Annotated in this window: 9 protein-coding genes; 4 read left to right on the top strand and 5 right to left on the bottom strand. The window is 70.1% G+C overall.

Annotated elements, in window-relative coordinates:
• Positions 1 to 4: 4 nt before the first annotated feature.
• From ACIBTX_RS08390 to ACIBTX_RS08380, 3 genes are all read right to left on the bottom strand, one after another.
• The gene (locus ACIBTX_RS08390; RefSeq protein WP_357397026.1) at positions 5 to 550 is read right to left on the bottom strand and encodes a hypothetical protein; all 546 of its coding nucleotides are present in this window, start codon (positions 548 to 550) and stop codon (positions 5 to 7) included.
• A 104-nt stretch (positions 551 to 654) separates the two neighbouring features.
• Entirely contained in the window at positions 655 to 1677 is a 1023-nt protein-coding gene (locus tag ACIBTX_RS08385; protein WP_357120341.1) for a DUF4331 family protein, read from the bottom strand.
• A gap of 151 nt (positions 1678 to 1828) precedes the next feature.
• Positions 1829 to 3085: a family 16 glycosylhydrolase gene (locus ACIBTX_RS08380; RefSeq protein ID WP_396832247.1), complete on the bottom strand. Its 1257-nt coding sequence runs from the start codon at positions 3083 to 3085 to the stop codon at positions 1829 to 1831.
• 291 nt (positions 3086 to 3376) lie between these two features.
• Between ACIBTX_RS08380 and ACIBTX_RS08375 the strand changes: the two genes are divergently transcribed.
• Positions 3377 to 3775 carry a hypothetical protein gene (locus ACIBTX_RS08375; protein WP_396832246.1) on the top strand — a complete coding sequence of 133 codons (399 nt, stop codon included), beginning with the start codon at positions 3377 to 3379 and terminating at the stop codon, positions 3773 to 3775.
• A 14-nt stretch (positions 3776 to 3789) separates the two neighbouring features.
• Here the strand turns inward: ACIBTX_RS08375 and ACIBTX_RS08370 are convergent, their stop codons facing one another.
• Together ACIBTX_RS08370 and ACIBTX_RS08365 are read right to left on the bottom strand one after the other, a co-directional pair.
• Positions 3790 to 5238, bottom strand: a complete 1449-nt coding sequence (locus ACIBTX_RS08370; RefSeq protein WP_396832245.1) for an aminotransferase class V-fold PLP-dependent enzyme — start codon at positions 5236 to 5238, stop codon at positions 3790 to 3792.
• Positions 5228 to 6907 (bottom strand): ATP-binding cassette domain-containing protein, encoded by a 1680-nt coding sequence (locus ACIBTX_RS08365; protein WP_396832244.1) that lies wholly within the window; start codon positions 6905 to 6907, stop codon positions 5228 to 5230. Before ACIBTX_RS08365 ends, ACIBTX_RS08370 begins: the two co-directional genes overlap by 11 nt.
• 157 nt (positions 6908 to 7064) lie before the next feature.
• Here ACIBTX_RS08365 and ACIBTX_RS08360 point away from each other — a divergent pair, with 157 nt between their 5' ends.
• The 3 genes from ACIBTX_RS08360 (at position 7065) to mmsB (ending at position 11849) form a co-directional block, all read left to right on the top strand.
• Positions 7065 to 8243 carry an alcohol dehydrogenase catalytic domain-containing protein gene (locus ACIBTX_RS08360; RefSeq protein ID WP_396832243.1) on the top strand — a complete coding sequence of 393 codons (1179 nt, stop codon included), beginning with the start codon at positions 7065 to 7067 and terminating at the stop codon, positions 8241 to 8243.
• A gap of 763 nt (positions 8244 to 9006) precedes the next feature.
• Positions 9007 to 10554: a multiple monosaccharide ABC transporter ATP-binding protein gene (gene mmsA / locus ACIBTX_RS08355; protein ID WP_396832242.1), complete on the top strand. Its 1548-nt coding sequence runs from the start codon at positions 9007 to 9009 to the stop codon at positions 10552 to 10554.
• Positions 10551 to 11849 (top strand): multiple monosaccharide ABC transporter permease, encoded by a 1299-nt coding sequence (gene mmsB / locus ACIBTX_RS08350; RefSeq protein ID WP_357120319.1) that lies wholly within the window; start codon positions 10551 to 10553, stop codon positions 11847 to 11849. The genes mmsA and mmsB overlap by 4 nt, the downstream gene beginning before the upstream one ends.
• Positions 11850 to 11877 lie beyond the last annotated feature (28 nt).

The raw sequence follows: 11877 nt of genomic DNA, 5'->3' as shown, positions 1-11877 counted from the left end.
CGGTTCAGAACACCGAATGTGTCACCGTCCCGGTGTAGGCACCCTGGACGGTGCCGATCGGAATGTTCACCACCAGCGTCGGGTTCCAGGTGGCGAAGTTGTTGCCCGTCCCGCCGGTGTGGCTCATCGCCGTCTGCGGAACGTTGATGATCACCTGTTGGGCTACGGTGGGCTGTCCCGGCGTGAAGGTGCCGCTACCGGCGGTCGCCGTGGCGGGACCGGACCAGTACAGGACGTTGATGTTCGGGATCGTCTCCCCGGAGGAGCCACCACCGGTGGTGAAGTCGGTGGAGATGACGGTGGCGGTCCAGTTGGGGGTGAGCGACCCGCGCTGGTCGAGCACGGTGACCGGGCCGAGCAGGCCGCTGACGGTCGAGCCCTCAATGCCGTGGCCGATGTTCGCCGTCGCCGGCACCGTGATCGAGAGCCCACCGGCCGCGTCGACGGTGAGAGTCACGATCGTGTCGCCGGTCGTGTCGGCGGCGGCTGGTCCGGCGAGAGCGAGGGTGGCGGCGATACCGGCCACACCCGCGAGAAATTTCCTGCGCATCGAGTCTCCTATCTGAATCGCCCAAAGGTTGCGATTCAGACGGTAAACGCGCAAAGCAGCATAAAACGGTCAAACAATGCCGTCGTCACCCGGGCGAGGTGGTGTCAGGCCGGCACCACGTACGGGAACGCGTCGGCGCGGGCGGCCTTCGTGACGTCGGGGGTGAGTCCGGAGGTGGTGCCGGTGTTCAGGACCAGGGAGAACATCACCTCGGGCGCGTTGTCGGCCATGGTGCGACCGTTGCGGACCGCGAAGCCGTAGTTCGCGGCCGTGCCCACCGTGTACGACAGCACGTCGGGGTAGAGCGCGCGGGCGACGCTCCAGCCGTACGCCTGGGGGTCCGGCGCGGTGCCGTTCGCCGCGACGACCCCGGCGACCGCCTTGGCGATCTCCTCTCCGTCCTCGGGCAGGTCCTGCTTGGGGTGCCGGAAGTTCGCCGGATCCGAGAAGTCGGTGTCGTGCGGCCAGAACACGGGCCACATCATGGGGTGGCCGGCGCGGTTGATCTGCCGCCATCCGCCCGCGTCGGTGGCGAGCAGGGTCCGGCACCAGACGCCGATCTCGGTGCCCTCGCGCAGCAGCGGCTCGTCGTGGGAGACCTCCAGGACGATCGACTCGACCGTGGTGCCGGCGAAGCTGTTCGTCGCCTGATCGGCCCGCCACGTCGAGCGGTCCACCTTCGCCCCGTTCTTGACCGCGCCGTTGATGGTGGCGAGTTCGCCGAGATCGATGTAGAACGGGTCGGTGATCCGGCCCGCCCAGACCCGGACACGCTGCCCGGTCGTCACCTCGCCGGTCCTGCCCTCGGCGATCGGAGTGCCCATGGCGGCGTCGTCCCGGGCGTCGGCGCCGGTGAGTTCGTACAGCTGGAGGGTCTGCGTGGCGTTGCCGTCCGGCTCGCCGAACGCGAACCGGTAGGTCAGCTCCTCGGTGTCCGCCCCGTTGAAGTGAATCTTGAACTCGTAGCGGGCCTCGGCGTGGAAGCCACGCTTGATGTCGGCCCTGGTCACCGAGCTGTTGACGTCCATGACGAACACCGTGGCGTGGTCGCCGTCGAAGACGTAGAGGTCGTCGATGTAGAGCTGACCTCCCTGGGCCGCGAGGGGGGTGTCGAGGTGGTGCGACATGGGCTCACTCCCGTGATGGCTATATACGGACTAAACCGAACATAGCGGTCGCTGGGTGGTCGCCCGACCGAATCGGGCTCGGGGCACTGTCGCAGGCGAACGGGCCGTCCGAGGCTGCGCTCGGACGGCCCGTTCGCTCATGCCGGTCTGCTCAGAAGCGGGACCACTTCTGGTTGGACGCGCCGAGGCAGTCCCACAGGTGCAGCTTGCCGCCGTTGTTGGGGTTGGCCTCCCGTACGTCGACGCACTTGTTGGCGCTGAGGTTGACCAGGTCGCCTGCGCTGTTGAGCGTGAAGCGCTGGGCCGGGTTGCCGTTGCAGCTGACCAGGTTGACCTCGGTGCCGTTGGCCGTGCCGGCCCAGGCCGGGTCCATGCACTTGCCCATCGCCCGGACGGTCCCGTCGGAGGCGAAGGTCCACGCCTGCGCCGCGGTCGTGTTGCAGTCCCAGATCTGCAGCTTGGCGCCCTCGACGGGGTTGGCGCTCGGGATGTCGATGCAGCGCCCGCTCTGCGCTCCCCGGAGCCGCGTGGTGCCGGACGGCGGGTTGCCGCCGTCGGAGGTGTAGCTCGACACCCGGACGTAGTCGACGAGCATCTGCTGCGGGAACTGGGTGGAGCCGTCCGGGTAGCCGGGCCAGTTTCCCCCGACCGCCACGTTGAGGATCATGAAGAACGGGTGGTCGAACACCCACCGGTTGCCGCCGAGGCGGGCCGGGTCGACCCGGTGGTACTGCACCCCGTCCAGGTACCAGGTGATCGCGCCCGGCTCCCAGTCCACCCGGTAGTCGTGGAAACCGTCGGCGAGCGGGCCGCCGATCGTGCGGCTGCCGGTGATGCCGCCACTGCCCGAGTAGCCGGGGCCGTGCACGGTGCCGTAGACGGTGTTGGGCTCCCGGCCGATGTTCTCCATGACGTCGATCTCGCCGGAGTCGGGCCACCCGCCGCCCGTGCCGAGCATCCAGAACGCCGGCCAGATGCCCTGACCGCGCGGGATCTTGATGCGGGCCTCGAAGCGACCGTACGTCTGGGTGAAGGTCGCCGCCGTCAGCAGCCGGGCCGAGGTGTACTCACAACGGCCGTAGTGGCACTGGTAGTTGGCGGGGTTCTCCCGACGGGCGGTGATGACGAGGTTGCCCTGACCGTCGTGTACGGCGTTGCTGGTGCTGTTGGTGTAGTACTGCCGCTCGTTGTTGCCCCAGCCCCCGCCGCCGATGTCGAAGCGCCACTTGTTCGCGTCGACGGGCGTACCGGCCGGGGCGTTGAACTCGTCCTGCCAGGTGAGTCCGCCGATGGCGGCCTCGGCGCGGTCGGACTGACCCGGGATGGTGAGGGTGGCGAGGGTGGTGACGAGGGCGACCGCCGCGAGGACGAGGGGGCGGCTGCGGGAGGTGGGGCGGGCTGTGAACACGGGAGGCTCCTCAGCGAGGTGAAGGGGAGGCGGCGCGTCGGAGACGGCGCGGCAGAGAATCTTGGAGAGCGCTCTCCAAGCGAAGCATGTCGATATGGTGACCTTTCTGTCAAGAGTGTTTCCAATGCCGCGACGGTCCGTTACCGCCCGATCGCACCCCTCGATAGCGGTCGAATCGACACTTCCTATTGCCGTGGAGCGTCCACGCGGGACAGGATGACGAGGTCCGCAGGAAACCTCCCCGTAACCTGCGTGCTGCTGGTCTCTGTCACAAGGAAGTGGGAGTCAGTCATGAGCGACGCGTCGACGGCGCTGGGTGTGCGCCTCTACCCGGATCTGGTCGAGCGGGGTGGCCTGGCCGCCGCGCTCATCGAGACCGCCGACCGCCACCAGCTCGACATCGGCCGGGTGACCGCACCCGAGCAGGGGCGGGCCCGGTTCACCTGCGCCGAGCTGCACTCCGACCAGGGCGTGGTCTGTGTCGGGCTGGGCTCGCAGGCCCGGTACTTCATGATCGACGTCCGCTCCGCGGGCGAGGTGCTGGCCCGCGGCGACTGTATGGACCTGGTCCAGGTCGCCCAGGTTGCCTCGGCCTGGCGGGAGGGGGCGACCCTCGCCGAGCTGGCCGCCCGGTTCGCGTTCATGGAGGAGATCACGCACCGCCCGGCGTCGGTGGCCCAGGTCGGCTAGCCCCGGAGGGCACGTCAGCACCGGAGCCGGGGCGGCAACGGCGGCCCGGCCCCACCCTCCCGGTCCAGGTAGGACGATTCCACGAAGGCGACGAAGCGTTCGGCGTCGGCCGCGGTGGACGCCAGCCCGAACGACACCCGGACCGCGCCGCCGGTCGGTAGCGCCAGCGCGTCCAGGTACTCGTCGATCGTGCCGATCTGGGCGAGCAGGCGTCGCCGCAGCGTCTGCCGGGTGATCCCGAACGCCCCCTCGCCCGCACCCGGATTGCAGAAGCATCCGGTCCGCAGGGAGAAGCCCGCCGCGGCGGCCTCCCGGGCGACGAGTCGCTCGTCGACCGGCGTGCCGTCCGGCCGTAGCACGTTGAACGTCACGGTCGCGCCCCGGCCCTCGCCCGTGGCCGGCCCGTACACCCGCACCAGCGGTTGGCCGGTGCGGTGCCGCAGCGCGGTCAGGCGGTCCAGCAACCAGGCGGTGAGCAGGCCGACCCGGCTGTGCACGAGGTCCACGCCGATCGAGTCGAGCCACCGCAGCCCGAACTCCACGTCCGGAATGCTCAGGAAGTTGAGCGTGCCGTCCTCGAACGCCGACTCGTCGTCCATCGAGCGGTGCCAGTCACCCTGCACGCTGACCGCCCTGATGGTGCCCCCGGCGAACCACGGACGGCGCAGCCGGGCCAGCGCGTCACGACGCGCCAGCAGCGCGCCGACGCCGGTCGGATAGCCGAACAGCTTGTACCAGCTCAGGCAGACGAAGTCGGGTCGGACGGCGCGCAGGTCCAACCGGTTCGTGGCGGTGAACGCGGCGGCGTCCAGCAGCACGTCGTAGCCGTGCCGGTGGGCCAGCTCGACCCAGCCAAGGGGATGCTGCACGCCGGAGAAGTTGCTCTGCGCCGGGTACCCGAACAGCCCACGGCGGCCGGACCGAACCCCGCTGCCGGCGTCGAGCACCGAGACCAGGTCGGTCTCGGCGACCCGCAGCTCCGGGCCGCTCAACGGCACGTACCGCACCGCCGCGCCGGCCGCCCGGGCGTACTCGCGGATGCCGTTGACCGAGTTGTGGTTGTCCCAGGTCAGCACGAAGGGTGCGGTCGGTCCGAAGGGGTACGCCTCGCCGACCAGACGGCAGGCGCCGCTGGCGTTGGGGGTGAAGACCACCGCGTACTCGGCGGGGTCGGCGGAGAAGAAGTCGAGCACCGCCCGCCGGGCCGACTCCACCAGCGAGCCGGCCGCCGCGCTGGTGGGGCTCTCCGAGTGCGGGTTGCCGTACGGCCCCGCCAGCAGCCGGTCGTGGTGCGCCCGCACCTGGGCCCGTGCGGTCACCCCGGCCCCGGCGTAGTCGAGGTAGACCTGGCCGTGCCGGTCGAGGTGCGGGTACTCGGTGGCGCGTAACTCGTCGATCCGCGCGGTGTCGGCGTACCCGGGCAGGTCTGTCGGCGAGAGGGCAGGGGCGCGCTCAGGCCGCACGGCGGGCCTCCCGCCGTACCAGCACCGCCCAGGTCGCCGCGAGCGAGAGCAGCACGAACCCGCCGAGTACCAGCCAGTCGACCCAGACCGCTCGCGCGAAGGTGTCGCCATACGTCTGCGACAGCGGCGGGCCGAGCGGTGAGCCGCCGTCGCGCCACAGCCGTTCCACCCCGGCGGTGTGCCCCAACCCCTCGAACGCCCAGCGGTTCGACATCGCGTAGCTGAGCCACCGGCCGCCGTCCGCCATGGCCGGCACCGGCAGGATCGCCCCGACGAACAGCACCTGCGGGAAGCACAGCATCGGCAGCATGAGGGTCGCCTGGGCCGCGTCCGAGACGGCCGCGGAGCAGAGCAGGCCGAGCGCGAGCGCGGCCGCCGAGGAGAGCAGCAGGGTCGCGTACAGGGCCGCGAAGTCGCCGCCGCCGACCGGCGGCAGTCGGTCCATGCCGCGCAGCACCCCGAGCAGGGCCAGGTCCACCAGGGCGAGCAGCGGCAGCAACACCGCGGCCTTCGCCATCAGGTACGGCAGCAGCCGGACACCCGCCAGGCGCTCCCGGCGCAGGATCGGCAGCTCCGTGCAGATCTGGAGCAGACCGTAGGTCAGGCCGAAGAAGAAGCCGCCGAACGCGATCCAAAAAAGGATCATCACGGTGACGGTCGGGCTCGGGCTCGCCGGGTCGAACGCGCCGGGGCGGAACAGCAGCGCGAACATCCCCAGCACCATCAGTGGTGAGCCGAGCAGGATCGCCAGCGTCAGTCGGTTGCGGGCGACGATCTCCGCGTTGCGCGCCGCGAGGACCCACCACTGGCGCAGCCGGCCGACCGGCCGTCCCGGACCCCTGCCGCCTGGGTCGCCCGTGGTGGCGGTCGGTCCAACGGCGCGCGACGCGGCGAAGCGCTCGGGCCAGACGGTCTGGTCGGACTCCTCATCGAGCAGCAGGTGGACCTCCGCGAGGGACCGCAGGCCGAAGAACTCCCGGGCGGCGTCGGGCGTGCCGGCGTACGCCAACCGCCCCTCGCGGGTCAGCACGACCACCCGGTCGCAACGGTCCACGTCAGTGACCTGGTGGGTGGTGAGCACGACGGTCGCACCGGCGTCGGCGAGCGTCCGCAGCGCCCGCAGGAGGTCCACGGCGATCGCCGGATCCAACCCGGAGGTGGGCTCGTCGAGGAAGAACACGCCGGGTCGGGTCAGCAGCTCGACGGCGATGCTGGCGCGCTTGCGTTCACCGCCGCTGAGGCGACCCACCGGCACGTCGGCCCGCTCGGTGAGCCGCAGCTCGGCGAGCACCTCGGCCACCCGGCGCGACACCTCGGCGGGGCCGGTCCCCGGTGGCAGGCGCAGCTGGGCCGCGTACCGCAGGGTGCGGGCCAGCGGTAGCTCGCGGTGGATGATGTCGTCCTGCGGGACGAAGCCGACCGAGCCCGGGACACCGTCATCGTCGTACCCCACGGTGCCGGCCGCCGGTCGGCGGACCCCGGCCAGCGTCTCCAGCAGGGTGGTCTTGCCCGCGCCGCTGACCCCGATGATCGCGACCAGCTCGCCCGGCGCGACGGTCAGCGAGATGTCGTCGAGGACGCGACGTCCACTTCGGACGGTCGCCCCCAGGTCACGGGCCACGATGCCGACGCCGGTGCGCGGTGGGGACGTGGTCTGTTCGGTCGTCATGTCGAAGGTGCCCGATCCGGTCGGCGAGGTGGTGCCCCTGACATCGTGCTTCGCCGATGCTACGTCGCGCGGCGGACCGTCCTGCCCGTCGATCGCCCCGGCATGAATCGGCCAACCGGGGGAAGACCGACGCTCCACCACCTGAGGGGGAGCCGGTATGAGAGCCGTCGTCTACGTGGACGTTCGGGACGTCGCGGTACGGGAGGTGCCCGACGCGAGGATCGAGGCGTCGACGGACGCGCTCGTGCGGATCACGTCCACCGCCCTGTGCGGCACGGACCTGCACATGTACGACGGGCGCACCGGCGCCGATCCGGGGTTGGTGTTCGGCCACGAGCCGCTGGGTGTGGTGCAGGAGGTCGGCTCGGCGGTGCAGACCGTGCGACCCGGCACCCGGGTGGTGATCCCCACGCACCTGTTCTGCGGCACCTGCGTGATGTGCTCGCGCGGGCTCTCGGCGGCCTGCCTGCGGGCACGGGCCGAGGGGCCGGGCGCCGCCTACGGCTACGCCGGGATGGGTCCGTACCGGGGTGCCCAGGCCGACCTGCTGCGGGTGCCGTGGGCCGACGCGAACTGCGTGCCCGTGCCGGGAGAGCCGGGCGACGCGTACGAGGACGACTTCGTGCTGCTCGCCGACGCGTTCGTGACCGGGTGGCACGCCGCGGCGACCCTCGCCGAGGTGCAGGCCGGCGACACCGTGGCCGTGTTCGGCGCCGGCACCATCGGTCTGCTCGGCGCGTACTCGGCGCTGCTGCGGGGCGCCCGGGTCGTCTACTGCGTCGACGGGGTGGACGCCCGGCTCGACAAGGCCGGTGAGCTCGGCGCGGTTCCGGTCGACTTCCGCCTCGGTGACCCGGTGGAGCAGATCCGCGCCGACCGCGCGCGGGCCGGTCTGCCGCTGGGCGAGGAGAAGTTGGGCGGGATCGACCGGGTCATCGACGCGGTCGGTTTCCAGGCGCGCGACCGGGAGCACCCCGACCAGGAGCGCCCGGACCAGGTGATCGCCGACGCCGCCCGGCTGGTCAATCCCGCGGGTTCGATCGCCGTGGCGGGCGTCTACCCCGAGAAGGACCTACACCCGTGGCCGGGCGCGAGCGCCCGCGAGGATCTCGTCGCGCCCTGGGGGACGCTGTTCACCAAGGGCGTCGCCGTGCGGTTCGGACGCACGCACGATCGTCGCTACACGGTGCTGCTGCGGGACATGGTCGTCGCCGGTCGGGCCCGGCCCGGTGTGATCGTGACCCACCACGGCGTTCTCGACGACGCGCCGGGGCTGTACCGCAGCTTCGACCGCCGCGAGGACGCGGTGATCAAGGCGGTGCTGCACCCCAGCTGACCGGTCGACCTCCACCGCCCGCCCCCGCCCCCGCCCCGCCTCGCCCCGCCCCGCCCCCGCCCCGCCCGCCCCGCCTCGCCCCCGCCCCCGCCCCGCCCCCGTCCCGCCGATCTTGCACTTTCGGTCGTCGACATGAGCGGAATGCCCGCTATGCCGCCACAGCAAGTGCAAGATCGCGGGTGATCACCGCCCGCCCCCGTCGATCATGGAGTTGTGGTGCCGGGTTTGGAGATAGACGCGCGCTTTGTCACCAACCACAACTCCATGATCGGCGGGGCGGGGCGGGGCGGGGCGGGGGCGGGGGCGGGGCGTGCGGGGGTGGCGGCCGTCGATCCCTTCGCTCGGGGGAGGCGTGGGTCACATCGCAGGCCGCGGTCGGCCGAGGCATGCTGGACGGGTCGCCGGCCTCATGGCTCGATCACCACCGTTCGATGGCAGTTCGGCCGCGGCGCCCGGGTGTCCGCGCCTGCTGGGGCGGATCGTGCCTGGTGGCGAGCCTGCTTGCGGTGATCGGCGCGGATGGGTCGTCGACTCCGATTTGACAACGTTGCCAGGAGCGGTCCATGGTGCCATCGGCGACTCGTGGGACCGGCGTGACGGGCGAATACTCTGCTTCGTCTATATTGCCGGATTGTTACATTTTCAACACCGCCTCGCCTTGCGGATGGCCTGCTCACCGCAATACGTTGCCGTCAACAACAAAACCAAGTGAAGGTTCAACCTTCCGGAGGCAACCGATGACGTTGGCGAGGTGGTACGAGCGATGAGCGACGTGCCGATCCTCCTTGAGATGCGTTCCATCACCAAGGAGTTCCCCGGAGTCAAGGCCCTCTCCGACGTCAACCTGGTGGTTCGCGCCGGCGAGATCCATGCCATCTGCGGCGAGAACGGTGCGGGCAAGTCCACGCTGATGAAGGTGCTCAGCGGGGTCTATCCGTACGGCAGTTACGACGGCCAGATCGTCTACCAGGGGTCGGAGAGCAAGTTCTCCGACATCCGGGCGAGCGAGGGCGCCGGCATCGTGATCATCCACCAGGAGTTGGCGCTCATCCCCGGGATGTCGATCGCCGAGAACATCTTCCTCGGTAACGAACCGCGCAAGCGGGGCTCGATCGACTGGAAGGCCGCCAACCGGATGGCGCTGGACCTGATGGCCCGGGTCGGTCTGGAGGAGGATCCGGACACCCTGGTCAAGGACATCGGCGTCGGCAAGCAGCAGCTCGTGGAGATCGCGAAGGCGTTCGCCAAGGACGTGAAGCTGCTCATCCTGGACGAGCCGACCGCCGCGCTGAACGAGGCCGACTCCCGGCACCTGTTGGACCTGCTGCGCGGCTTCCGCTCCCGCGGCATCACCTCGATCATGATCTCGCACAAGCTGAACGAGATCGAGGCGATCGCCGACCAGATCACCATCCTCCGGGACGGCAAGACCGTGGAGACCCTCGACGTCAAGGCGGACGGGGTCGACGAGGACCGGATCGTGCGGGGCATGGTCGGCCGCGAGCTGAGCAGCCGGTTCCCGGACCACACCCCGAAGATCGGTGACGTCTTCTTCGAGGTGCGCAACTGGAACGTCCGGCACCCGATCTCCGCCGAGCGCCAGGTTTGCAAGAACGAGAGCTTCGTGGTGCGCCGCGGCGAGATCGTCGGCTTCGCCGGCCTGATGGGCGCGGGCCGCACCGAACTCGCGATGAGCGTCTTCGGCCGCTCCTACGGGGTGTACGAGTCGGGCACGATCATCAAGGACGGCAAGGAGATCGTCCTGAAGTCGGTGGCGGACGCCATCGACCACGGCCTCGCGTACGTCAGCGAGGACCGTAAGGCGCTCGGCCTCAACCTGCTCGACGACATCAAGACGTCGACGGTGGCCGCCAAGCTGTCCAAGATCTCGCACCACGGCGTCCTGAGCGAGGTCGAGGAGTACCAGGCGGCCGAGGCGTACCGCAAGGAGTTGCGGACCAAGGCCCCGACGGTCGACGAGGGCGTCTCCAAGCTCTCGGGCGGCAACCAGCAGAAGGTCGTCCTGGCCAAGTGGATGTTCAGCGACCCGGACCTGCTGATCCTCGACGAGCCGACCCGCGGCATCGACGTGGGCGCGAAGTACGAGATCTACGGCATCATCCAGCGGCTCGCCGACCAGGGGAAGGGCGTTGTCGTCATCTCCTCGGAGCTGCCTGAGCTGATCGGGCTCTGCGACCGCATCTACACCGTCTTCGAAGGCGCCATCACGGGCGAGATCGCCCGGGCGGACGCGAACCCGGAAACCCTCATGAAGCAGATGACCTCGACGAAGAAGTTGGCCACCCGATGAGCCGTATCAGAGACCTTCAGAAGAACCTGTTTGGAGGCACGACCTCCAACGCCCGCCAGTTCGGGATGATCTTCACCCTGGTGGCGATCGTCTTGATCTTCCAGATCTGGACCAATGGGCTGACGCTGCGGTCGGACAACCTGATCGCGCTGTTCCAGCAGAACTCGTACATCCTGATCCTGGCCATCGGCATGCTCATGGTGATCGTCGCCGGCCACATCGACCTCTCGGTCGGCTCGGTCGCGGCATTCACCGGCATCCTGGTCGCCAAGTCGATGACCGAGTGGAATCTGCCCTGGCCCGCCGCCATCGTGTTCGGCCTCGCCATCGGCGCGGTGATCGGCGCCTGGCAGGGCTTCTGGGTGGCCTACATCGGGGTGCCGGCGTTCATCGTCACCCTGGCGGGAATGCTGCTCTTCCGCGGTGGCAACCAGTTCATCGGCAACGCCCAGAGCATCCCGGTGCCGGAGGGCTTCCGGGAGATCGGCTCGGGCTTCCTGCCCGAGTTCGGCCCGAACACCGGCTACAACAACGCGACGCTGCTGCTCGGTCTGGCCGCCGCGGTGGCGGTGGTGTGGCGCGAGATCCGGGCCCGCAACACCCGACGGGCGATGGACGCCGACCCGGCGCCCCTGTGGATCTCGATCCTGCGGATGGCCGTCATGGTCGGGGTGATCGCCTTCGCGGCGCTGCGCTTCGCCAGTGGTCGCGTCGGCACCAGCTTCCCGATCTCGGGCATCATCCTCGTGGCGCTGGTCATCGCGTACTCCTTCTACACCCGCAACACGGCCGGCGGCCGGCACATCTACGCGGTGGGCGGCAACTCCCGGGCGGCCGAGCTGTCCGGCGTGAAGCTCAAGCGGGTCAACTTCTTCGTCATGATGAACATGTCCGTCCTGGCCGCGCTGGCCGGCATGATCTTCGTGGCCCGTTCGCAGGCCTCCGGGCCGCAGGACGGTAACGGCTGGGAGCTGGACGCCATCGCCGCTGTCTTCATCGGTGGCGCGGCCGTCGCCGGCGGTATCGGCACCATCAGCGGCTCCATCGTCGGTGGTCTGGTGATGGCCGTGCTCAACAACGGCCTCCAGCTCGAGGGCGTGGGCACCGACAAGGTCCAGATCATCAAGGGCCTGGTCCTGCTGCTGGCCGTCGCGATCGACGTCTACAACAAGAGCCAGGGGCGCTTCTCCATCATCGGGAGCCTGATGCGGCCGTTCCGCCGCGAGGACTCCGCACCACCCGCCTCACCGCCGGACGCGGAGCGCGAGCCCGCCAAGGCAGCGGTGTCCGGCTGACGGCCACCGACCTCTCCACCCGTCTCAC

Origin of the sequence: Micromonospora sp. NPDC049359, assembly GCF_044466585.1 — a bacterium.
Classification (GTDB): Bacteria; Actinomycetota; Actinomycetes; order Mycobacteriales; family Micromonosporaceae; genus Micromonospora.
Note: the sequence above shows the minus strand (reverse complement) of the source record. Positions and strands in the feature narration are given on the sequence as shown.